27 protein-coding genes and 1 tRNA gene are annotated in these 22,361 nt (G+C 64.4%); 6 read left to right on the forward strand and 22 right to left on the reverse strand.

The window, feature by feature from the left end; all coding sequences use genetic code 11:
* Positions 1-199: 199 nt before the first annotated feature.
* The 12 genes from M52SOB_RS09725 to M52SOB_RS09780 form a co-directional block, all read right to left on the reverse strand.
* Positions 200-2,386 (reverse strand): AAA family ATPase, encoded by a 2,187-nt coding sequence (locus tag M52SOB_RS09725; RefSeq protein ID WP_131111641.1) that lies wholly within the window; start codon positions 2,384-2,386, stop codon positions 200-202.
* The gene (locus M52SOB_RS09730) at positions 2,386-3,141 is read right to left on the reverse strand and encodes a PD-(D/E)XK nuclease family protein (RefSeq protein WP_102043231.1); all 756 of its coding nucleotides are present in this window, start codon (positions 3,139-3,141) and stop codon (positions 2,386-2,388) included. The genes M52SOB_RS09725 and M52SOB_RS09730 overlap by 1 nt, the downstream gene beginning before the upstream one ends.
* A gap of 10 nt (positions 3,142-3,151) precedes the next feature.
* A complete protein-coding gene (locus M52SOB_RS09735; protein WP_127478525.1) occupies positions 3,152-3,508 on the reverse strand; it encodes a DUF6511 domain-containing protein in 357 nt (118 codons plus the stop codon).
* Complete coding sequence (locus tag M52SOB_RS09740) at positions 3,505-5,181, reverse strand: DEAD/DEAH box helicase (RefSeq protein WP_102042184.1); 1,677 nt, start codon at positions 5,179-5,181, stop codon at positions 3,505-3,507. The genes M52SOB_RS09735 and M52SOB_RS09740 overlap by 4 nt, the downstream gene beginning before the upstream one ends.
* 14 nt (positions 5,182-5,195) lie before the next feature.
* Positions 5,196-5,792: a hypothetical protein gene (locus M52SOB_RS09745; protein WP_102042183.1), complete on the reverse strand. Its 597-nt coding sequence runs from the start codon at positions 5,790-5,792 to the stop codon at positions 5,196-5,198.
* 12 nt (positions 5,793-5,804) lie between these two features.
* The gene (locus M52SOB_RS09750) at positions 5,805-6,662 is read right to left on the reverse strand and encodes an ATP-binding protein (protein ID WP_102042182.1); all 858 of its coding nucleotides are present in this window, start codon (positions 6,660-6,662) and stop codon (positions 5,805-5,807) included.
* The gene (locus M52SOB_RS09755) at positions 6,659-6,940 is read right to left on the reverse strand and encodes a hypothetical protein (RefSeq protein WP_102042181.1); all 282 of its coding nucleotides are present in this window, start codon (positions 6,938-6,940) and stop codon (positions 6,659-6,661) included. The genes M52SOB_RS09750 and M52SOB_RS09755 overlap by 4 nt, the downstream gene beginning before the upstream one ends.
* Positions 6,941-6,945: 5 nt before the next feature.
* Positions 6,946-7,416 (reverse strand): hypothetical protein, encoded by a 471-nt coding sequence (locus M52SOB_RS09760; protein ID WP_102042180.1) that lies wholly within the window; start codon positions 7,414-7,416, stop codon positions 6,946-6,948.
* Positions 7,413-7,625, reverse strand: a complete 213-nt coding sequence (locus M52SOB_RS09765; RefSeq protein ID WP_024892258.1) for a helix-turn-helix transcriptional regulator — start codon at positions 7,623-7,625, stop codon at positions 7,413-7,415. Before M52SOB_RS09765 ends, M52SOB_RS09760 begins: the two co-directional genes overlap by 4 nt.
* Before the next feature lie 189 nt (positions 7,626-7,814).
* Positions 7,815-8,105, reverse strand: a complete 291-nt coding sequence (locus M52SOB_RS09770) for a DUF2188 domain-containing protein (protein ID WP_017364503.1) — start codon at positions 8,103-8,105, stop codon at positions 7,815-7,817.
* A complete protein-coding gene (locus M52SOB_RS09775; protein WP_127476613.1) occupies positions 8,105-9,061 on the reverse strand; it encodes a hypothetical protein in 957 nt (318 codons plus the stop codon). Before M52SOB_RS09775 ends, M52SOB_RS09770 begins: the two co-directional genes overlap by 1 nt.
* Positions 9,062-9,069: 8 nt before the next feature.
* Positions 9,070-10,293, reverse strand: coding sequence for a hypothetical protein (locus M52SOB_RS09780; RefSeq protein ID WP_102042178.1), 1,224 nt, complete (start codon positions 10,291-10,293; stop codon positions 9,070-9,072).
* Between the two features lie 198 nt (positions 10,294-10,491).
* Between M52SOB_RS09780 and M52SOB_RS09785 the strand changes: the two genes are divergently transcribed.
* From M52SOB_RS09785 to M52SOB_RS09810, 6 genes are all read left to right on the forward strand, one after another.
* Positions 10,492-10,818, forward strand: coding sequence for a helix-turn-helix domain-containing protein (locus M52SOB_RS09785; RefSeq protein WP_102042177.1), 327 nt, complete (start codon positions 10,492-10,494; stop codon positions 10,816-10,818).
* Positions 10,808-11,701, forward strand: coding sequence for an ImmA/IrrE family metallo-endopeptidase (locus tag M52SOB_RS09790; protein WP_102042176.1), 894 nt, complete (start codon positions 10,808-10,810; stop codon positions 11,699-11,701). The genes M52SOB_RS09785 and M52SOB_RS09790 overlap by 11 nt, the downstream gene beginning before the upstream one ends.
* A 117-nt stretch (positions 11,702-11,818) precedes the next feature.
* Entirely contained in the window at positions 11,819-12,037 is a 219-nt protein-coding gene (locus tag M52SOB_RS09795; RefSeq protein WP_072755421.1) for a hypothetical protein, read from the forward strand.
* Complete coding sequence (locus M52SOB_RS09800) at positions 12,034-12,531, forward strand: DUF2924 domain-containing protein (protein WP_072755420.1); 498 nt, start codon at positions 12,034-12,036, stop codon at positions 12,529-12,531. The genes M52SOB_RS09795 and M52SOB_RS09800 overlap by 4 nt, the downstream gene beginning before the upstream one ends.
* Positions 12,528-13,886, forward strand: coding sequence for a recombinase family protein (locus M52SOB_RS09805; RefSeq protein ID WP_072755419.1), 1,359 nt, complete (start codon positions 12,528-12,530; stop codon positions 13,884-13,886). Before M52SOB_RS09800 ends, M52SOB_RS09805 begins: the two co-directional genes overlap by 4 nt.
* Positions 13,883-14,314 (forward strand): hypothetical protein, encoded by a 432-nt coding sequence (locus M52SOB_RS09810; protein WP_102042175.1) that lies wholly within the window; start codon positions 13,883-13,885, stop codon positions 14,312-14,314. Before M52SOB_RS09805 ends, M52SOB_RS09810 begins: the two co-directional genes overlap by 4 nt.
* Positions 14,315-14,345: 31 nt before the next feature.
* Here the strand turns inward: M52SOB_RS09810 and M52SOB_RS09815 are convergent, their stop codons facing one another.
* From M52SOB_RS09815 to M52SOB_RS09860, 10 genes are all read right to left on the reverse strand, one after another.
* The gene (locus M52SOB_RS09815; protein ID WP_024892249.1) at positions 14,346-14,933 is read right to left on the reverse strand and encodes an NERD domain-containing protein; all 588 of its coding nucleotides are present in this window, start codon (positions 14,931-14,933) and stop codon (positions 14,346-14,348) included.
* Positions 14,930-15,418 carry a hypothetical protein gene (locus M52SOB_RS09820; protein ID WP_024892248.1) on the reverse strand — a complete coding sequence of 163 codons (489 nt, stop codon included), beginning with the start codon at positions 15,416-15,418 and terminating at the stop codon, positions 14,930-14,932. Before M52SOB_RS09820 ends, M52SOB_RS09815 begins: the two co-directional genes overlap by 4 nt.
* Positions 15,415-16,341 carry a nucleotidyl transferase AbiEii/AbiGii toxin family protein gene (locus tag M52SOB_RS09825; protein ID WP_185974921.1) on the reverse strand — a complete coding sequence of 309 codons (927 nt, stop codon included), beginning with the start codon at positions 16,339-16,341 and terminating at the stop codon, positions 15,415-15,417. Before M52SOB_RS09825 ends, M52SOB_RS09820 begins: the two co-directional genes overlap by 4 nt.
* Positions 16,338-16,937 (reverse strand): type IV toxin-antitoxin system AbiEi family antitoxin domain-containing protein, encoded by a 600-nt coding sequence (locus M52SOB_RS09830; RefSeq protein ID WP_024892246.1) that lies wholly within the window; start codon positions 16,935-16,937, stop codon positions 16,338-16,340. Before M52SOB_RS09830 ends, M52SOB_RS09825 begins: the two co-directional genes overlap by 4 nt.
* Positions 16,938-17,275: 338 nt before the next feature.
* A tRNA-Phe gene (locus M52SOB_RS09835) sits at positions 17,276-17,351 on the reverse strand.
* A gap of 151 nt (positions 17,352-17,502) precedes the next feature.
* Positions 17,503-17,808, reverse strand: coding sequence for a hypothetical protein (locus M52SOB_RS09840; RefSeq protein WP_131111642.1), 306 nt, complete (start codon positions 17,806-17,808; stop codon positions 17,503-17,505).
* A 33-nt stretch (positions 17,809-17,841) separates the two neighbouring features.
* Positions 17,842-19,935, reverse strand: a complete 2,094-nt coding sequence (locus M52SOB_RS09845) for a sodium:solute symporter family protein (RefSeq protein WP_131112508.1) — start codon at positions 19,933-19,935, stop codon at positions 17,842-17,844.
* Positions 19,935-20,198: a DUF4212 domain-containing protein gene (locus M52SOB_RS09850; RefSeq protein ID WP_131111643.1), complete on the reverse strand. Its 264-nt coding sequence runs from the start codon at positions 20,196-20,198 to the stop codon at positions 19,935-19,937. Before M52SOB_RS09850 ends, M52SOB_RS09845 begins: the two co-directional genes overlap by 1 nt.
* A gap of 4 nt (positions 20,199-20,202) precedes the next feature.
* The gene (locus M52SOB_RS09855) at positions 20,203-21,663 is read right to left on the reverse strand and encodes a sensor histidine kinase (RefSeq protein WP_284155243.1); all 1,461 of its coding nucleotides are present in this window, start codon (positions 21,661-21,663) and stop codon (positions 20,203-20,205) included.
* Entirely contained in the window at positions 21,656-22,342 is a 687-nt protein-coding gene (locus tag M52SOB_RS09860) for a response regulator transcription factor (RefSeq protein ID WP_131111644.1), read from the reverse strand. Before M52SOB_RS09860 ends, M52SOB_RS09855 begins: the two co-directional genes overlap by 8 nt.
* Positions 22,343-22,361 lie beyond the last annotated feature (19 nt).

A 22,361-nucleotide genomic window follows, 5' to 3' on the forward strand; every position in this document is an offset into this window, starting at 1 on the left:
AAATCTCCGGAAACCCAGCAACCACGCGGGTTTGGGGAAGTTGGCAAGTTGGCAGCGTTGCCAACTTGCCAATCTGCCGACAACTCCCTAACGCGTTGATCAGTATGGGATTCAAGTTGGCAGGCGTTTGCCAACTTGCCAACGTCTCTGAAAATCGGGGGGAAGTTGGCAGAGGTTTTGCCAACTTGGCTGTGCGTGTTCATGCGGGCTCCTCGGGGTCGTTCAGGTCGTCTTGGTAAACCCACACCTCGGGGTTCTCGACCGGCAATGCGGCCCCCGATTGCGGGCATTTGAAGTGGGTGGGCAGCACCGGCAGTTCGCGCAGCGATACTTCGCCCGTGGCTGGATCGGGCTCGCCGACAATCGAGCGCAGCACCATCGCCTCGACGCACAGGTAGCCGAACTTGGTGCGGGCGGGCGGCAGGCCGTAGTCCTGCGCGTTGCGGAAGTACTTGATGTAGCCCTGGGTCGAGAGCGCGGAGAGGCGCTCGCGGATGGTGCGCTCGCCACCGAGCCCCGCCTTGCCCTCGAAGCTTTCCGCGAACTGGTTGGCGGTGTAGCAGCGCCCTTGGGCCGCCTCGTCGAACAGGATCTGCAGGATGGCGTCGCGCTTGCGCCGGCGCTCGGCATCGAGGCGCTCGCCGTAGTCTTTCATCACCAGCCGCTCGTTGGCATCGACCTCCCGCCACTCGCCGCGGATCTTGTCCACGTGCATCGAGGGGATGGCCGCGCCGTTGCGCAGCTCGAAGAAGAGCTGGCGCGTGGTGCGCGTCTCGTCGGGGCGAAACAGCAGCATGCCGGTGGTGTAGTAGCCGCGCAGACTCCCGGCCCCGGCCAGCGCCTGGAACGGGTCCTCCTCGAACTGCTTCTTGCCGAGCTTCTTGGTGTGGTGGGCCAGCACGATGCCGGCGTCCGGGTTCACCGCATCGCGCAGGCGCTCGACCCGCTGCGACAGGAAGAACAGCATGGCGGCGTTGTCGTTCTCGCCGCCGGCGTCCCCGCCGTCGAAGACGTTGCGAATGGGGTCGATGGCGATGATGTCCGGCAGCTCGTCGCCGAATGCCTGCTTGATCGCGGGGATCACCTGGGCCAAGCCAGCGTCGTCCAGGATCAGCCGCAGCTGCGACGTGGCGACGAAGTTGACGTGCGCTTCACCGATGCGACTGGGCGGTAGGCGGATCTCCTTCACACGCTCGCGCAGGTAGTGGTACTGCACCTCGGCTTGCAGATAGAACACCCGCAGCGGGCGCGGCGGCGTCATGGCGAGGAAGGTGGCGCCCGCCGCCATGTGCGTGAGCCATGCGAGCAGAAAGTCACTCTTGCCGACCTTGGGCGCACCGCCGAATACCAGCAGGCCGCCGGGTGTGAGCACGCGCGGTGCGATGAGATCGGGCGGCAACGGCGAGTCGTCGTCGAGCAGCGCACTCAGGGTGAAGGTCGGCAGTGTCGGCGCCGCCCCCTTGACGACCCTGCGCTCGCCCTCACGAATGAAGGTGGCGCAGTCGAAGCCCTCGGCCACGGCATCGGCCGCGTCCCACTTGTCCGGTTTATCCATGGGCGGCACGAGGATGGCGACCGACGCCGCGCCCGCCGTCACGCAGGCACGGGCGGCGTTCTCCGCGTAGTCCCAGCCCGGGACGTCGCGATCCGGCCAGACCAGCACGTGCTTGCCCGCGAGCGGCGTCCAGTCGGTCTTGTCGATCGGCGCCCGCGCGCCGTTCATGGCCGTGGTCGCCGTGATGCCCGTCCCGATCAGGGCGCAAGCCGCCTTCTCGCCCTCGACCAGCACCACGTCACGCGCATTGGCCACGGCCGGCAGGTTGTAGAGCGGACGCGGATCGGGGGCGCGCCACATGCGGGCGCGCACGTCCCAGGGGCGGTACTCCTTGCCGGTGGGCGGGTCGTAGCGGTAGACGCAGGCGATCAGTCTGCCATCCGCCGTGAGGTAGTCCCACTTGGCGGTATAAGGGCCGAGTTCGTCGACGGGGGCGCTGCGGGCATTCGATCGCTCCGGGGTGTGACCGATGGATGGTGCAAGCCCGAGCCATTGACGGATTTCCTCCGCGATCCGGGGGAAGTCGTGCCGGGCGGAGAGTCCACGGGAACGGGCCCACAGATCGATGACGTCGCCGCCTTCGTCGGTCGCAAAATCCTTCCACAGCCCACGCCGTTCACCATCGAGCTCGACCACCAGGCTCTTGCCGCGATTGCCGTCGATATCGCCGACATAGAATTTACCGCCGCGGATGCGGCCCTGCGGGAACAGGTAGAGCAGCACCGCCTCCAGGCGCTCGAGCAGGCCTCGGCGCAGCGAATCGGTATCGGGGAGTGCCATTCCCTGCTGTTCGGGTGCGTCGTTGTAGTCGAGCCAAATGACGTCTGCCATCAAGCCGACCCCCAACACCGGTCCTGCCAAGGGCACGACTTGCATGTGACATGGGTCGGCGTAGTGGCGTGTCGGGGCAGCAGCTCGCCCGCCTCGGTGGCGGTGATGACGCGCACGGCCCGGTCCGACATGCGCTGCGCGAGCCCGCCGTCGAAGGGTACGCGCTCGAACCAGATCTCCTCGCTGTCCTTGTTGATGGCGGTGAACAGCGCGGGATTGCTCGCGATGCCCGGCACGGCGCCTTCCATGTAGGCCTGGTAGACGGCAATCTGCGCGGCATAGATCGGCTTGGCACGTGTCACGCCCTGCTTGACGGTCTCGCGCCAGGACTTGTCATTCATCGTCTTGCACTCCCACAGCGCGGGATAAGCAAGCTCGATGTCGGCAGGGCCCGCAGCCAGGATGCCGTCGACGTGCCCCTGGATGCGTCCGCCGGCGACGGAGAAACCGAACTGCTCCCCATCGGCCCTGCGGGTGTAGAGCTCGAAGCCGGCGAGGCGCAGCCAGCGGATCGCCAGATCCTCCAGGGCATGGCCGACCTCGAACACCCGCAACACCCGCCCGGGCAGCTCGCGCCCCGGATCGACCGCGGCCTGGGCGTACTCGTACTGCAGGGCGCGCTCGCAGGCCACGCCGAGCCGGGAGGCACCGAGGTAGGTCCGAGATACCTGTGCTGCCCGTTCACGCGCCAGCGCTTCGTCGATGACAGCGTTGACGCGCTCGTGGAACCTGGGGCGGTGGTTGTAATCGAGCATCACCGCCTCCTCAAAACGGCACATCGTCGGGCGTGCGCTCCCGCAGGTTGTCGAAGTAGGCGGTGAGCACCACATCGACCAGTTGCAGGACCTCTTCCCGGGTGTAGCTCGCGAGCGACCGGTCCATGCCGATGGACGCCACGTACTCGCCGAGCGAGGGCAGGACCGCCTCCATCGCGGCCTTCTCGTTATGGGTGGGATCGATCACGACACCGCCTCCCGCCTTCAGTCGTTGCAGATGAATGTCCTGGCAGCGCATGGAGCAGAAGCGCTTGAACAGGCGCTTGCCGTCCGGCGCACGCGAGCCGTTCCTCGGCGACAGCCAGCAGAAGCCGCGTCCCTCTCGTCCGCAGATCGCGCATATCACGCCGCCCTCCGGTGTTCGTCGTTGGCTGCCAGCACAAGGCGATGGATCGACGACTTGTTGAACTGGAACGCGAGCAGCGCCGAGGCCTGGTAGCGGGTGAGCCCGAAGTCGGCGCGCATGGCCTGCGGCAGGTAGCGCAGCTGCTTCTCGGTGGGCGGTTCGTTGAGCCAGCGGCGGGTCTTGTGGGCGGTGTCGAGGGACTCGTTGTCGTTGAGCCAGTCGTCCGCCTTGGCCATGCAGACGCTGCGGTCGCCGACCGCCAGCAGACGGGGCGGAAGACTCCGGCCGCCACCGACCGCGTGCCAGCGCCCGTTGAGGAAGAAGATGCCGCCCCAGGCTTGGAGGCCGGTGGCCATCAAGGCATCGTCGCAGCCGAAGAGATCGCACCAGCGGAAGTTGGAGCGCTTGAGCAGGTCGATCTCCGTCATGACGAAGTCGTCCATGGCTTCCGCCTGCTCGGCCGGATCAATGGTCCACTCGAAGCCGCACAGTGGGCATTCGCGGCAGCCGAGCGGCACCGTCGCCTCGCAGGAGGGGCACTCCTTGGTGGGCGCCTGCCCCTGGTGCTGGTGGCCGTCCAGGTTGGCCTCCTGCTCCAGCGAGCCGTGCATGAGGGTCGCGGTGCCGAAGTCGAGGACGATGCAATCGGTCTTGACCACGCCGGGATGCTCGGCCGGATCGACGGTGCGCAGCCCCCGCCCGATCATCTGGGTCAGCGTCGACTTGTGCGAGCTCGGGCGCAGCAGCACCACGCAGGAGGTGGGTGTGTAATCGTAGCCTTCAGTCAGCACCGCCACGTTGACGACTACTTGTGCCTCGCCGCTTTCATATTCGGCGAGCCGGACCTTGCGCTCGGCGTCCGACAACTCGCCGTGGATGAGCACGGCGCGGATGCTGGCGGCGACAAACGCGTCGGCCACGCACTGCGCGTGGGCCACGGTCGAACAGAACACGATGGTCTTGCGCTCGCCCGCCTTCTCGCGCCAGTGACGGATCACCGCGTCGGTGATCGGCGTCCTGTTGAGGATCGCCTCCACCTCGGTCATGTCGAAGTCGGTGGCGGTGCGGCGCACCTGGGCGAGGGCCGATTGCGCGCCGACATCAATGACGAAGGTGCGCGGCGGCACCAGATGGCCGGAGGCGATGAGCTCGCCCAGGGTGATCTGGTCGGCCACGTTGCTGAAGACCTCCCGCAGCCCCTTGCCGTCGCTGCGTGCGGGCGTGGCCGTGGCGCCGAAGATCAGCGCCCTGGGGTTGCGCGACAGCACGCGATCGATCACGCGCCGATAGGACGGCGAGGCGGCATGGTGCGCCTCGTCGACCACCAGCAGATCGAGCGTGGGCATCGCGTCGAGATGCGCGTCGCGTGAGAGCGTCTGCACCATCGCGAAGGTGGCGCGCCCGGCCCAGGACTTCTCCTTGGCATCGAACACCGAGGTCGCGACGCCCGGATTGACCCGGCCGAACTTCTCCCGGTTCTGGGCGGTGAGCTCATCGCGGTGCGCGAGGATGCAGGCCTTCGCGTCGGGCTCCTCCAACACGCCGCCGGCGACCGCCGACAGCATGATGGTCTTGCCGGAGCCGGTCGGGCCGATGGCCAGGGTGTTGCCGTGCAGGTAGAGCGCGGCGAGCGAGCGCTCCACCAGCAGGGCCTGACGGGGACGAAGCATCATGCCGGCAGTCCCCCTTACTGCGCCCAGCTCGGACGGCCCGTGACCGGAGCGCGACCCGTGGCTTGGGCATATGCGTTGGGCGTGGTGGCCGAAGGCGCCGGCGCACGCGGTGCCCCCATCAGCGCGGCGTAGTCCTTGTGATCCGGCTGGATCGCCTGCTTGATGACGGCCTTGTCCTGGCCGTTCTGATCCTTCTCCCAATCGACCTTACCGAGGAACTCGATGCCGTCGAGGTCGGCGAACCCGGCGATGCGCCGCGCGTTCTGGGCCTGGGGGCTGGCGTCGCCCGGATGGACGCCGCGCGCGGAGTTCAGGATCGCCTTGACGAAGGCGCGGCCCATGTTGGCCCACTCGGGACCCTTGGGGCTGTAGAGACCGATCAGCGACCACAGCTTGCGACGGGCGTACTCACCCTCCATCACCACGAACTCGCAGTTGAGGTACACCGAGCCGGTGTTGTCGTTGCGGGTGGCGTAGCCGCCGGTCCAGCCCTGGCTCGCATCGTCGAAGCCGCCCGGGCGAATGGTCATGCGCACGCGCACCAGCGTGCCCTTGGGGATCAGGTCGAACGAAGACTGCTCGTTGGCATCGTTGAAATCGAAATAACTCATGGTCGTGGCTCCTTATTGCTGTACGGGTTCGGAAGGCGCGGGGCGCGCGAAGTCGAGGCGTTCGAGGGCGGGGCGCGCGGGGCTGGCGATCTTGGCCATCAGCCGGCCGAGGTGCGGTTCCTCGATCTGGTCGAGGCGGCCGGAGCGGTCCTTGGCGGGGTAGCTCCAGGGGTTGAGCGTGTGGCAGACGAAGGCGCGGTAGGCGCTGCCGTCGTCGGCCTTGAGCTCGGCCAGCGTCACCACCTCGTCGACGATGCCGGGCAGCTCGAGCCCGGTCTTGGAGCCGTCGATCTGCAGCTGGAAGACGCGGCGATTGAAGTCGTCGAGACGCTCGTCGAGGATGCCGACGAACCACACGTTCTTGCCGCGGGTGTGCTGTAGGTGGGTGAGCCAGGCGATCATCTCCTGGCCCATCAGGCCGTAAGCGCCGCGTGTGTCCGGCTTGCCGGTCTTCTCCGAGTAGGCCTGCGGCTGGCCCTTGCACCATTGCAGGCACAGGCGCCCGGCGACGGTGATCGAGTCGACGAACACCGTGTCGTAGCGGTCGAGCACGGACGGGTCGCCGAAGCGCGCGCAGACGGCATCGAAGTGGGCCTGGCTGAAGGGCTGGTCCTCGCGCAGCGCCGGGTTCGGACCGCCGATGAACACCGCGAAGTCGCGGCACTCCTGCCAGGTGCGCGGGCGGATGGTGTCGCCGGCCCACCCCTCGACGGCGAGGTCGCCCGCCTCGAGGTCGAAGAACAAGGTGGCCTCGGGCGCCAGGGTCCAGAGCTGCGAGGTCTTGCCGATGCCGCTCTTGCCGACCAGCACGCCTTTCACGCCGCGCTTCTCGGCCAGACGCTGGTCGGCGGAGATGATGGGGAGGCTCATGAGCGGCCTCCTTTGTCGGCGAACGCGTGTCCGATCCGGTGTGCGCCGAGTGCGCCGTGTTTGCGGGCGAGGTCGTAGAGCTCCCGCAGAGCGTTCATGCGGCGGCTGATGGGCCGGACCTCGTTTTCGAGGGCGATGACGGCGAAGGCGATCTGATCCAGGGTGGCATCTTCGATTGCCACGTCGGCGCCATTCGTCCCGATCCGTTCCGGCAGGGACTCCAGCAGATAGGGGTGCTGCTTTTTCAGCTTGTCGAGCAAAGTGCGGTTCTTGAACATGACGGTCACTCCTCCAGCAGGGCGAGACGGAATCCGGGCTTGCCGGTCTTGAGCGTGCGGGCGGGGGCGAAGGCGCTCTTCAGCGATTCGGGCCAGGCGTTGAACTTGGTCTCGGAGACGCGGTAGGCGGTCTCGACGTACTCGGCCGGGTCCTCGCCGCCCTCAGCGATACGGCGCACGATCTCGGCGAGCCGCTTCTGATCCCACTCGACCCGCTTGGGAAGGTCGGCGGTGACGCGCACGCGGCCGTCGTCGAAATGCACGACGCCGGTGTCCTTACCGGCGGCCATGCGCAGGGCATGGGCGCGGTCGGCGTACTTCATATCCAGCGCGCGTTCGAGGTGCTCGACGATGGCCTTGGCGGCCGAGAGCAGATCGGCGGCATCGTTCTTGAGCTGGAACAGCGCCTCGCTTTGCAGCGCGGCGAGCTCGCCGGCCGGCGTGGCGAGAACCTGGTCGGGGGTGAGGCGGCTCATGCCACACCTCCCGCGCCGACGCGCTCGGAGGTGCTCTTGCGCAGGCACTCCGCCTCGTAGGACTCGACGTCCTCGACACGGTAGAGCACGCGCCCCTGGATCTTGAGAAAGACCGGCCCGATTCCTTCGGAGCGCCAGCGTTCCAAGGTGGCTTCGCTGACGCCCCAACGGTCGGCCAGTTGGCGTTGGTTGAGGTGTTTGATACTCACGATTCGCTCCTTACGGGTTGTTGCGGAAACGTGAGGTCATTCTGGGTTTCAGGGGGTGGGCAAACCGGCGGGCAAAGCGGGCAGGATGGGCGGGCAAATCGTGCAAATCGGCCATGCGCAGAGACGGAAAAGAAAAAGGCCCGGAGTGGTTGGCTCCGGGCCCTTATCGGGGGTGGAAATGCGGGGTGGTCAGCCGGGAGGCGGGAACGGATCTTTGCCGTAGCTGTTGCGCTCGCGGATCTTCCCGTCCTCGCCCTGGATGAGCACCTCGCTGCCCTGGTTGCGCGCGATGTCGCGTGCGCGCTCGAAGGCTTCCTGTTGCGTATCGTGTACGGAGGTCAGGCGGTCGTTGCCTTCCCCCCGGACACCCCACTTGTCGCCGTTGCGGACGACCCACTGGTTCTTACCACTCATGTCATTCACCTCATCGAGATCGAAGTTGAACTGCCGGATGAAAGGATTGCGCTTCGTTGGGTGCATCACCTCCTTTGGTCGTTGACGAATTCGGGTTTCAGCCAATAGTGACCGTCGTTGTCGTGGGCGACGAAGGTGCGGTAGACGGCCTTGTGCCGCTTGCAGATGTCCGCGCCCTTGCACTTGTCGACATCGATTTCCAAAGCGTCGGCGATGGTGCGTTTATGGACGGGATCGCCGCCGCCCTGCGCGAGTACCGAAAGAAAGCCGTAGACCTGGGGCGACAGTGCGTGCCGCTCTCCGTCGATCAGTGCGATGCGGCCGGAGTGCATGAGCCGCAGGGAGGTTTCCGAATCCCGTTCGCCGATCCCGGCGGAACCGTCGAGGTATGCGTCGAGATTCTCGATGACGAAGCCGGCCTTGCGGAGATGCGCCACGGCACGCAGCGGAACGACGAGATGGCCGGCGGCCTGGATCGCTTGGGCGACGTCGGGTGTAGTGGTGATGAGGACGCCGCAGCCGGGTGCGCAGGCGGTGCGCAAACGAGCTTCGATGATGGGCGTCAAGGCCGGGTCGCTCAGCCTCCGACCGAAGAAGATAGTGCGCCGCTTTCGTCGATGTTCGATCTCGCCCAGGCGCCACAGCGCTGTCGGAACCATCTCTTCATGTTGATACCGTCCCGCAAGGCCCAGGGCCGAGGCGAGCCACCGGACGATGCGCGTGATGTCCACCCTGAGCCGTGTCACTTGATCACTGGCCAGATCCACCCAGCCGCAGTCCGTGCAGTACCCCTGGCGGCCTCCTTGCTCGAAGCGAATCCCCTCCAGATCGCCCATTCCGCACCAGGGACAGAGGATGCTCGATCCGACACCATCACCCGCCCCGATGGCGCCGAGGTCGAGGAGATGCCGATAAGCATCCATTTGTCCGGAATACCGGGCGGCATCCGGATGGAGGCTTCCCTCGGATTCCTCGACGAGCCCGCAGAGCAGGCCGAAGGCGATGTCGTTGCGCGCCTGCACGGCGGCTTCTACGCGACCAGGGCCAGTTCGACCTCGGTCGGTTCGGAGACGCGCCAGGCACGCAGGAGGCGCTCAGCGAGCTTGGCGTCCTCCTCTGCCATGTCCTGGAGGTTGGAGATCCCCGATTGCTTGAGGTCGATGTTCAGTACGCGACCGCGCTTGCCCATTTCGGCAGGGGCGAAATAGATGCTGATGAGGGCCTCGACGATATTGAACGGACCGCGGAACAGGTCGTGGTCCTTCAGGTGGGCGCTCGATGCAGCGAGCACGCAGTGTTCGGCCTGATCCGCCGGTACGCCTACCCAGAAGTCGCAGATCGGCGCCCTCGTGCTCCTGAGCCGGGCGCGGCGGAGGCGAATGCGATCAATGCCGTGGGCGGCGAGGTCGATGTCGCTGTCCTCCGGAAGGTCCAAGCCGTGCCGCAGCCGGTTGAGATAGAACATCGGCTGCTTCACTGCCTCGGGCTTGACCTCCTGTTTCAGCAGATGGCGTGCGAAGAGCGTCACCAGCGGCTGGTGGACCTTGGCTCCGCCCCGGCCGACGGTGTCGACGATGCCGGATGCGGGGAAGTAGACCAGCGCGAGATTGGTCGCCGGGCGGGTCGTCCGGCGGCGCATGCCCTCTTCGACGAACTCCACCAGATCGTTGGGATCGTCCTCCACGTAGACGCTGATCTGCACACCGCCGTCCAGGTGACGGTCGCAGACGTCTACGTGGCAGGCGCGCCGCGGTCCCTTGCGTTTCGAGAGCACCTCGGACAAGGCGGCCTGCAATCCCTCGATGTCGGCAGCCTCTCGGGACACCGGCTCGGTCACCTTGATGGCTTGCCGTTTCCACGACCGCTTGCCGACGCCGAGATCGAATTGGAGCAGCGCCTCGGCCGTCATGAAGGTTTGCGGCCAGTTCACCAACACCCACATGGCCCGCTCGGCGTGGTTGCGGAGCTGTCCGAAGTCCTCCCGAATGGCCACGTCGTTGTCGCTGGCGTTGAGGATCGCATCGATGCCTTTCTGGGTCGCGAGGGCGTGGACATGGCGCAGCTCGGCGTGCAGCAGGGCCTGTTGATCCGGTTCGAGTTCCTCCAGGAGGGCGATCAGGGCATCGGAAAATGCCTTTTCCTCGGCGCTCCAGTCGAAAGATTCGGGGATGGCGATGGAACGGGAGGACAGATACGCCTGCCAAGTGGTGGCCGGAACCTGACGGGCGAGGTGACGAGGGTTGAACGCGGTCATGCCTTTCTTCTCCTTCTTCGAGACGGACGGTGCCCGGCATGCCGCAACATCCCAGAAGTACTCCTAGACAGGGATATTATGCGTTCGGTGTGCCGAACGATTCGGATTATTGATGGCTTGTGCTGGGTTTGTCAAGCAGATACCAAATCGTTCGGTACAGAGGTATACTTTCAGGCCATTCAGAGAACGAGGTGCCACATGCCATCCCCGCTGGGAGAAAAGATACGGGGCCTCCGCAAACAGCGCGGACTCAGCCTCGAGCAGCTGGCGGAACAGACCGAATCCAGCAAGAGCTACATCTGGGAGCTGGAGAACAAGGACAATCCGAAGCCATCCGCCGAGAAGATCGCGAGAATCGCTGGCGTGCTCAAGGTGACGCCCGAATATTTCATGGACGACCGGATTACCGAGCTTGAACCGTCGGAAGAGGACAAGGCCTTCTTTCGCAAGTATCGGGGCCTGTCGTCGGGAACCAAGAAGAAGCTGGACGACATCCTCAAGATCATAGAAGGCGATGACAAGTAATCCGACCACGCCCGGTGCTTGGGCCAACTTTCTCTCCAAGGCGTGGGGACGCGATCGTTTCCCGATCGACGTCAAGCTCATCGCTCAGGACATCAGTTCCCGCCAACCCGATCCGATCGCCCACATCCGGGGCGGTGACATCGGTGAGCTGGAGGGAATGCTGCTCAAACGGGAAAAGGGCTGGTACCTGCTCTACAACGACCAGGTGCAATCGAGCGGACGCATCAACTTCACCATCGCCCACGAACTGGGCCATTACCTGCTGCATCGCAAAGAGGAAGACGCCTTCCGATGCAGCACGGAGGATCTGTTGGACTGGGGCTCGACAGCCCGGCAGCGGGAAGCCGATGCCGACAAGTTCGCGGCGACGCTGTTGATGCCGCTGGACGATTATCGCAAGCAGGTCGAGTCGGCCAAGGTGGACATCGATCTGCTCGGCGCTTGCGCGGATCGGTATGGGGTATCGCTCGTGGCGGCCATCCGGCAATGGATCGAGTTCACGCCGCTGCGGGCGGTCTTGGTCGTTTCCAACGACGGCTTCATCAATTGGTCCTGGTCGAGTCGCAATGCTCTACGCACCAGGGCCAGGTTTCGGTTCTCAAAGGAGACGATACCCGTCCCCGAGGCGTCCTTGGCGGCGCAGACGATACGTCACCCTGATGAAAGAACGGGAATCGAGTTGCCTGCTCGCGTATGGTTCAAGGAAGAGCCCGCCGACATGTCCCTGCGCGAGATGCGTGTCGTCTCCGATCAGTACGAACTCGTCATCACGCTGCTCATCCTCCCCGACCGCGAGCCCTGGGAGAAAAATGACGACGAAGAGGACGAACTCCTGGTCGACACCTACACAAATTTCATCCGCAACGGGCAGCATCCGTATTAGCGGGGTCGCGACCTTCCGCATCCTTTCGTACCGGCCCGAAACTCCCTGATGGCCGAGGTCACGGCCTGACCGGACAATCTCGTCATCAAGCGAGTTGGACGTTCAGGACCGATACCGATGTGCACGATCAACCACCTACCACCCGAACGGATGACGCCGGAGCAGCGCCGGCGCGAAGCCGCATCCTTGCTGGCCCACGGCCTCGTCCGACTGCGCGAGGCCGTGTTCGCCCAGTCCGCAGGCGGCCCCGCGGAGAGCGAGTTTGAGCTTGGCTTCTCCGGCCACCAGCGCCTTCATAGCCACCCCGTCAACAACACTTTGGAGGAGGCTCCATGAAGGCAAGCACCGTCCCACCCACCCCGCCGAGCGTCGTCGCCCGGATCGCCGGGCTCCCGGATCTCTCGATAGAGGAAATGAGGGCGCTTTGGCGAGAACTCTTCGGCAGCGACAACCCGACGCCCAATCGCCAGTTCATGGAGCGGCGGATCGCGTACAAGCTGCAAGAGATCGAGTTCCGCAAGGTCGATCCCAGCCTCTTGGAGCGCAACAAGCGGCGCATCAAGGCCCTGGTGGAGACCGGCAAGGCGCGCAAGCTCGATCGCGACATCCGGCTGATGCCCGGCACCGTGCTCACCCGGGAGTACCAGGGGATCGAGCACCGGGTGACGGTCGCCCAGGACGGACAGTATGAGTTCGAGGGCAGGCGCTACCCGAGCCTGTCCATGATCGCCCGCGAGATCACCGGCACCCGCTGGTCCGGGCCGCTCTTCTTCGGCGTGAAGGCACCGGCCAAGGCGAAGAATCCGAAGAAGCAGGGAGGTCGGCGATGAACGAAGCCCTGAAGCGCCGCCTGCGCTGCGCCGTCTACACTCGGAAGTCCACCGACGAGGGGCTCGACCAGGAGTACAACTCCATCGACGCCCAGCGTGACGCCGGCCACGCCTACATCGCCAGCCAGCGCGCGGAGGGCTGGATTCCGGTGGCCGACGACTACGACGATCCCGCCTTCTCCGGTGGCAACATGGACCGGCCGGCGCTCAAGCGGCTGCTGGCCGACATCGAGGCCGGCAGGATCGACATCGTGGTGGTCTACAAGATCGATCGCCTGACGCGATCGCTGACTGACTTCTCGCGAATGATCGACGTCTTCGAGCGCCACGGGGTCTCCTTCGTCTCGGTCACCCAGCAGTTCAACACCACCACCTCGATGGGGCGGTTGATGCTCAACATCCTGCTCTCCTTCGCCCAGTTCGAGCGCGAGGTTACCGGCGAGCGCATCCGCGACAAGATCGCCGCCAGCAAGCGCAAGGGCATGTGGATGGGTGGCGTGCCGCCGCTCGGCTACGACGTCGAGAACCGGCGGTTGGTGCCCAACGAGCGCGAGGCCAAGATCGTCCGCCACATCTTCCAGCGCTTCGTCGAGCTCGGGTCCTCGACCCTGCTCGTGAAGGAGCTGCGCCTCGACGGCGTGACCTCCAAGGCCTGGACTACCCAAGACGGGCGGGTGCGCGATGGCAAGCCCATCGACAAGAGCCTCGTCTACAAGATCCTCAACAACCGCGTCTACCTGGGCGAGATCCGCCATCGCGATCAGTGGTATCCGGGCGAACACCCGCCCGTCGTCGAGCGCAGGCTGTGGGATGCCGCCCAGGCGATCCTCGCGCAGAACTCGCGTGTGCGAGGCAACAACACCCGCGCCCGGGTGCCGTTCCTGCTCAAGGGGATCGTCGTGGGGATCGATGGCCGGGCGCTCACGCCCTGGTCCACGCGCAAGAAGAACGGACGTATCTACCGCTACTACCTGCCGACGCGGGAGAACAAGGAGCACGCCGGCGCCTCCGGGCTGCCGCGCCTGCCGGCCGGTGAACTGGAGGCCGCCGTGCTGGAGCAGATGCGCCGGGTGCTGCGCGCCCCGGCCATGGTCGCCGGGGTGGCCGAGCGCGCCGCCCGGCTCGACCCCTCCCTGGACGAGGCCCAGGTCACGGTGGCCATGACCCGGCTGGATGCGATTTGGGATCAGCTCTTCCCGGCCGAGCAGCAGCGCATCGTGCGGCTCCTCATCGACAAGGTGATCGTCTCGCCGGACGACATCGAGGTGCGGTTCCGGCCCAACGGCATCGAGGTGCTCGCCCTGGAGCTGCGCCCCGAGCCCGCCCCGGAAACCCTTGAGGAGGCCGTGGCATGAATGAAATCTTGATCGACAAGACCGGTCAGCCAGAGGTGATCACCGCGAGCGACGGCAGCCTTACCATCGCTGTGCCGATCCGGATCAAGCGCCGCGGCAGCCGCAAGGCCGTGGCCCTTCCGGACGGCAGCGCTGTCCAGCCCCGTCCCTGGGATGACACGCCGACGCCGATCCAGCTCGCGCTCGCCCGCGGCCACCGCTGGCTGGCGATGGTGGAGTCCGGCGAGGCGCGCACGCTATCCGAGGTGGCCGAGCGCGAGGGGATGGATCGGGCCTATGTGAGCCGGATGGTGAACCTCACTACCCTTGCGCCGGACATCGTGGCTGCGATCCTCGACGAAACGTTGCCGCCGGAGGTGACCCTGTTCGATCTGGCGTCGGGGACGCCACTGCTATGGGACGAGCAGCGGGCCATCATCAATCCCTGATTACCGTCGCACGTGCATCCTTCGGGTTGGATTACTTGTCGAGAGACCAGCCTGACGCCTTGATCAGCTGCAGAACCCGTCCAACTTCCGATGAGGCCGGAGTCGTGTCGATGGACGGAAAGAGTTCTTTCAGCATGTCGCCGAAGGTCAGTATCTCGATGGGGTTGCCGCCGAGATTCTCGCGGAACGTCGCGTTGTCCTGCCACGCCGCTCGGCTGCCCACGACTTTCGTGACGGCCGTGATGTAGGTGAACGAGGACGAACCCGTCAGTTCGGCGACCATCGTCCTGAACGCTGCGGCCCACTTCTCCCTGGTCAGTTCGCGAAACCCGCGCCAGGCCTCACGCCCCGAGACCACCTTGTTCTTGGCGATCGCATCGACCCAGTATTCGGGACGAAAGCCACCCTGCCAGCTCTTGCAGCTCACGACCATCACCCGACGCGCGCCGTCGAGTCGCGGATGGATGCCGATCACGTCGATGTCGCTATGCACGGCATCCTGGCGGGTGTCGTACTCCACATGATCGCCGGCAGGTCGAAACTTGATGTTGTGCCGGGTGAAGTACCCTTTGTGCTGCAGGTACTCGTCCACCATTTGTTCGAGGATGTCCTCTTTCATGCCTGTCCGCCCTCGCGATCGATCCGTTGGCTGGCAAATCCCTCGAACTCAGGCCGGAGGCGGCACTGCAGAAATGCCTCGAGGAGGTTGAGGACGTGGACACCGAGCGACGCATCGAGGATGAAGTTCACCCGATCGGTGTGCTCCCTGATCCAGCCGGGGACGTTCGTTTCGTTCAGGCCGGCGACGCCGATGCGCTCGCCGTGTTTGATCAAGGAGGCTGCCAGAGTGCTCTTCGCGCTGCCGGCGTTGTAGTGTTGAGCCGTGTAGCGAGCAGCGCTGTTGGGGCCGACCTTCCCGACCTTCAGCACATGAGGCCCAAACGAGAAGACGTACACCGCCATGGTGCCGGGCGGTAATGTCTTGGGCGGCACGTGCGGCGCAGGGCACCGCTCGATCGCGATGGCATCAAGCGCCAACGAGACGCCAGCCATGCCGGCGACACGGTGAAAATCCTCCAAGAGCAGATCGGGATTCCAGGTCATCGGCCCGATTCCTCGCCGCTCGACATCCACCCGTTTCCGGCAAGCCATGTTTGCGGAAATGCAGCACCTTGCTGGAGCGCGTCCAGCGGGAATGACAGGAAGGCACGCAGACCGGCAACGACCTCGGAAAGCTGAAGCTCGTCCAAGGCATTCTTCCTCAAGAATGCTTGCCACTGAGTCTGCTTCTGCCGATCCTGCGCGAATTCGTCGCTCAATCCGAAAGGGACGCCATCCGGCAGCGGTGTCCTGCGGCGCTCGAAGGTGGCGTGGATCGCCTTGCACAGGAGCGCGCCGTCGAAGTCGGTGTAGCGCGACAAGATCCAGAGATCGAAGTAATCCTTCATGCGGCTGTTGGCGATGCCGAGCGACACCAGTGCCTCCAGCTTCTCGGCGACAACCGTGTAGCGGGGGTAGGCGCGCAGCTTCGGGGCTGGCATGTCCGGCAGCATTACCGGGTAGTCGACGGCCTCGGGGCCGGGCGTCACGGCGTCGCCGAAACCCACGTCGACCTGCACGTGGCATCGGGCACCGTCCAACAGGCCGATCAGCGTGACCCGGACACCGGAGTAGTTGGCTTCCTTGCGGATCTCCTCCGCGTGTACCGAGTCAGGCTGGAAGCGTATGCCGTCGTCCAGTTCCACCGTACAGATGTCCCGAAACGCCGCCTCGACATGCGGGATCTCGGCCGAGCCGAAGCCCAGCAGATCGGCGTCGCGTGTCGGACGATGCGGGATGTCGAACCACAAGTCGAACAGCAGCGCACCTTTCAGCAGGAACTGGTCGGCGTGGGGGGAGATGCTGAGCCGGTAAAGCAGGCGCTCAAGCGCATAGCGGGTCAAGATCAGATTGAAGTCTTGTCGGGTCTCGCGGGCGCGGTTGAGCAGGCGGGCGCGCACCGAGGCGGCCATGTTGCGCTGGTTCATGACAGGCTTTCCATGTAGGGGCGCATCACATTGGCCACACGGCACAGCGCAGCAAAACGCCAAAGTTCATCCATGCTGACGCGCTTGGCACGCCAGGACTCCTGTAGCGCCTCCAGCGCGACATCGAGGCCGATCTTGTTGCGGAACTTGAAGCAGTCAGCCACGGTCCGGGCGACGTTGGTCACGCGCACCGGCACACCATCGATGAGGTGCTCCTCGACCCCCTCCGTCAGCGCGGCGCCAGAGAAGCGCACGATGCGCAGCGGGGGATAGTCCATCTTTGGCGCGCGTGCCTTGTTGGGAATTGCCAGCCAGACCTCGAACGGCGACTGTGTGGTGAGTTCATGTAGGCGCAGTGCCGACAGCAGGCAGACGATGGCTTGCGGGTGCTTGCGTGCCACCTCGGAGAGTGCGCCGTGTTCCGAGACGGCCCGGTCCGGAATTGCGTACAGGCCCCGTCCCACGCGCTGGAGCAGCCCTTGCCGCACCAGCCGCGTGAGGGCGATCGTGGGCAGCCCACGCTCATTGAGATCGCGTGGGCGAATAAGGCCGCGCTGGGCGGCAAGATCCAGAATGCTCTGGTGCGAACTGTCCATGTCGTCATAATGTTGCGAAACGTCGGTAGCTGTCAAGAACTACCGACAAAACACAACGGCCATGGTTTCCTTTGCCTGCCGATGCCGCAATCCAACCGTTTGATTCGTCAGCACGTAACCCATTGATCTGTATAGGTCCACGTTGCGGCCTCTGCGGACTTCGGCCCTTAGCCGGCGAGCGAGGCTGGAGAGAAGAATGGCCAGGAGAGAGCGAAATGGGGCCGAGATGGGCGAGACGACCGGAGGAAGGAAGTCCGCAGGAATCCGCAGGAGTCCCCGCGAACACGCGGGAGCGCGCAAGAAAAAAGGCCAACAGCGAACTGTTGACCTTTGTGTATTGGTGGCCAGGGGCAGAATCGAACTGCCGACACGCGGATTTTCAGTCCGCTGCTCTACCAACTGAGCTACCTGGCCTCTATGTCTTGCCGCAGCTTGCGGATTTTGGTTTCGGCCAACGTTCGCTTCGCTCACGTTACCCTACGCCGCAACCTTGCCGCTGCGAAATCAAAGCGCGGATTATAGGCAGGACACACCGTTCAGTCAAAAAAATTCTCGCCTCATTGTGTCAGAAGCATTGCAGCAAATGCGCCTCGCAGTAGGTCTTTTTCAACCAAGCAAGACCGATCCATGCCCAGAACAGGACGAAGAAGGCAACGAACGGCAGGTGCCGGTCGATGATCTGTGGCGGAGCGATGAAGCGGACGAGCTTGATCACCGGCGAGGTGATGAGCACGAAAAGCTTATAAACGCCGTTGTCATGGCGTTTTTTGCCCGCCAGCAGGGCCAGCAAACCCTGGCCGAGGAGGAAGAACATCGCCACTTCGATGAGGGCACGCAAGATGCCCAGCAGCCATAGTTCCAAGTATTCCATGACGGATCTGGCCGCCTCCTCTGCAACGCGCCATCAAACCGCGCGAATGTCGATGTCACCCTCCAGGTTCGGATAGCGCACGTGGTCGACCAGTTTCTGGACTTCCTTGGCGGGCGCCGGAGAGATCAGCGAGCCGACGATGATGCCGATGAAACCGGCGGGAATGCCGAAAATACCCGCCGCGATCGGCTCGATGTCCCACCACTTCGGCGCATTGACGCCAAAGAACGGATAAGTCTGATACATGTAGTACATGCAGATACCCAGACCGGAGAGCATGCCGAGGATTGCGCCGGACTTGTTCGCGCGCCGCCAGAAGATGCCGCAGACCAGGGCTGGGAAGAAGGCCGAGGCCGCGAGCGAGAAAGCCGCGCCGACGAGGAACAGGATGTCGCCCGGTTTCAAGCTCGTCACATAGGCGGCGAGCACCGCGACGATCAGCAACAAGCCCTTGGAGACGGCCAGACGCCTCACCGTCGGGGCATTCGGGTCGATCATCTTGTAGTAGAGATCGTGCGACAGCGCGTTGGCGATGGTGAGCAGCAGGCCGTCGGCGGTCGACAGCGCCGCAGCCAGGCCGCCAGCCGCGACGAGACCCGAGATGACATAAGGCAGGCCGGCGATTTCAGGGGTGGCCAGCACGACGAGGTCGTTGCCGAGGGTGATTTCGGCCAACTGCACGATGCCGTCCTTGTTGATGTCGGTAATCGCCATCAAGGTCTTGTCCACCGCTGCCCAGTTCGACACCCAGGCCGGCAGCGACGAGAAGGACGTGCCCACGACGTTCTGATACACCTCGTATTTGACGAGGATCGCCAGCGCCGGGGCGGTGAAATAGAGCAGGGAGATGAAGAACAGCGACCAGAACACCGAGACGCGCGCTTCCCTCACCGATGGCGTGGTGTAGTAACGCACCAGGATGTGCGGCAGCGCGGCGGTGCCGACCATCAGACAGAAGATCAGCGCCAGGAAGTTTTTCTTCGCCACGTCACGTGCATGTTCGTTTTCGGCAGCAAAAGGTTCGGCATGGGGCTTGACGGATGATGCCTTCGCCTCGGCCGCCGCTTTTTCTGCCGTCCATTTCTTTCGGGCGGCGTCAACCCCGACCGGGAACCCTTTCAGCGCCTTTGCGGCGGCCTCGATGGCCTTGGCGTCAGGCGGGTTTGCCGCCTTCAGTTCGGCCAACCTCGCTTCGAGCTTGACTTTCTCAGCGGCGAGATAAGTTGCGCCGCCGGATTCCAGGGCCTTGAGTCTCGCAGCCGCCGCCGCGGCGTGCTCGCGAAAGATCGCCCGCACCGATTCCTCTGCCGCGCCCTTGGGCGTTTTTTTGTCGTTGAACTCTTTCTCCAACGCAGTGACCTTCGGCAGCGCCGTGGTGTAGGCGGTGATCTGCGGGATCGGCAAACCGGTGTGTTTCACCGACAGCCAGAGCACCGGAATCAAGTAGGCGACGATCAGGATGATGTACTGCGCCACCTGCGTCCAGGTCACCGCCTTCATGCCGCCGAGAAACGAGCACACCAGGATGCCTGCGAGCCCCACGAACACGCCGATGGCAAACTCGAGGCCGGTGAAGCGGCTGGTGATGATGCCGACACCATAGATCTGTGCGATCACATAGGTGAAGGAGCAGATGATCGCCGCGATCACGCCGATCAGGCGCGGGATGTTGCCGCCATAGCGTGCGCCGAGGAAGTCGGGAATGGTGTATTGCCCAAACTTGCGCAGATAGGGCGCCAGGAACAACGCCACCAGACAGTAGCCGCCGGTCCAGCCCATCACGAAAGCGAGACCATCATAGCCGGTGGCATACAGGGTGCCGGCCATCCCGATGAAGGAGGCGGCGGACATCCAGTCGGCGCCGGTCGCCATGCCGTTGAAGATCGCCGGCACACGACGGCCCGCGACGTAGTATTCCGATACCTCGGCCGTCTTCGACATGAAGCCGATGCCGGCATAGAGCAGGATCGTCGCGAACAGGAACAGGTAGCCGAGGATCCTGTTCGGCAGCCCCAGCTGTTCGAGGATGGCGATGAAGACGATGAAGCCGATGAAGCCGCCGGTGTAGAACGTGTAATAGCGTTTCAGCTGCTGGAAGAAAGCCTTGCTTTGCGCCGCACCCGCCATCACTCGTCCCCTCCTTCCTGGACGCCATATTCCTCATCGAGCCGGTTCATGTACCTGGCGTAATACCAGATGATCAACACATAGACGATCAGCGCGCCTTGCGCGCCCATGTAGAAACCCAGCGGGCCAAGGATTTCGAGGGTATTGAGCTCGCGCGCGAACCAGCTGACGACGAAGGTGACGATGAACCAGATCGCCAGCAGGATCACGGTGATCTGCAAATTTTTGCGCCAGTATTCATGGTGCTTTTCCGTCAGCCGCAAGGTCTCATCCTCCTGATGTCAGGGTGGCTGGAAAAGTAAGCCGGAACAGCGAACCCGAGCCAGCCGGATTGTCACCGATCTCGATCTGGATGTGGTGCAGATCGGCGATCTCGCGCACGATGGCGAGCCCCAGGCCGCTCCCTTCGGCATCGGTGCCCAGCGTGCGATAGAAACGTTCGAAGATCCGCTCCCGTTCCTCGACAGGAATACCGATGCCGGTATCCTCGATTTCGAGCACGGGTTGCGCCGCGGCGATCAGACGCACCGTGACCGTGCCACCGACCGGGGTGTATTTGATCGCGTTGTCGATCAGATTGTCGATCATTTCCGCCAGCAGCACGCGCACCCCGCTCACCCAAGGCATGGGCTGATCCTTCGCCTGTATTTCAAAACCCAGATCGATGTTTCGCTCCAGCGCCCGCGGCACGTAACGGATCGTGACTTCACGCACCAGCGACTCCAAATCGATACGCACCATCGGCTGCTTGACGTCATGACTCGCTTCCGCGCGCGCAAGATTCAGAAGTTGATAGGTCATACGGCTGGCGCGCTCCACCCCGGCAGCGATGCGGCGCAGATATTCCTTGAGCTGGCTGGCATCCGTCTCGCGTAAAGCCAGCTCGGTTTGCGTCTTGAGACCAGTGAGCGGCGTCTTGAGTTGGTGTGCAGCAGCGGCGATGAAACGCTGTTGGGCAGCGAGGTTGTCCTCCAGCCGCGCCATCATCTGGTTGAACGCACTGATCATCGGCTGCAGTTCCTCCGGCACGGTGGAAAGATCGATGGGCGACAGATCGTCCGGGCGCCGGCTGCGGATGCGCTCCTGCAGGCGCGTGAGCGGCGCCAGGCCGCGCGTGAGGCCGAGCCAGACCAGCACCACGGCGAGCGGAATGATCGCGAACTGTGGCAGCAGCACGCTGGAGATGATCTGTGAGGTCAGGGCTTTGCGCTGGTTGCGTGTTTCTGCGGCCTGGACGAGGATCGGCCGCGCATCGTCCGGAGAAGGCAGTAACTGGTAGGCGATACGCACCGGCTCACCCTGAATCTGGCCGTCACGAAAATGCGTTTTGCCTAAGGTGCGCACATCGCCGCCTTTGAGTGGCGGCAGGTCCGCTTCGCCGGCGATCAGCTCACCTTCGGCCAGCGCCACCTGATAGAACTGGCTGTCGCTCTCACTATCATCGGTCTTTGCCGGCTGGGCCGGTGGCAAGGTTACCTCGACGCCCGCGGCCGTCACCCTCACCCCGCTCAAGGCACGACCGAGATGCTCGACCAGCACGCGGTCATACACCTGATCGACGATCTCCACGGCGACCTGGTAGGTGACCGTGATCGAAAACGGCCAAACCAGCAGCAGAGGCGCCAGCATCCAGTCGAGGATTTCCCCGAACAGCGAGTTGGGTGCCGGATGGGGGTCGCTGAAAACCGAGGGGCGACGCGGCTTTTCGGCGGGCGGCGAGTCAGGCACTGCCAACCGCTTCTCCTCGCGGCTTGTCGAGGCAATAACCCAAGCCCCGCACCGTGGCGATACGGATGCCTTCGGGTTCGAGTTTCTTGCGCAGCCGGTGGATATAGACCTCGATCGCGTTGGTGCTCACCTCCTCTCCCCAGCCGCACAGATGATCGACCAACTGATCCTTGCCGACCAGCCGCCCAATGCGCAGCATGAGAATTTCCAGCACGGCCAGCTCGCGCGCCGAAAGATCGAGCAGATGACCGTTGCAGCGTGCGACGCGCTCGCTCTGGTCGAACGTGAGACAGCCAAACTCCAGCACTTTCGATTGCGCCGTGCCGCGGCGCGTCAGCGCGCGCACGCGGGCTTCGAGCTCGGGCAGGGCGAAGGGCTTGGTCAGATAATCGTCGGCCCCGGCATCCAGCCCCCGCACGCGATCCTCGAGCCCGTCCTGGGCCGTCAGGATCAGCACCGGCAGCGCATTCTTGCGCGCACGCAGGCGCCGCAGCACCTCGATGCCCGACAGGCGCGGCAGCCCCAGATCGAGGATCAACAGATCATAGGGCTGGCTCGCCAGTGCGGTGTCGGCCGCCGCACCGTCGCCGACATGATCGACGGCGTAGCCGGATTTACGCAAGGCCCGCACCAGCCCGTCCGCGATCATCGGGTCGTCTTCGGCGATGAGGATTCTCATGACGAGGCTGATTTTATCG

The sequence above is a fragment of the Sulfuricystis thermophila genome, from assembly GCF_004323595.1.
Taxonomy (GTDB): Bacteria; Pseudomonadota; Gammaproteobacteria; order Burkholderiales; family Rhodocyclaceae; genus Sulfuricystis; species Sulfuricystis thermophila.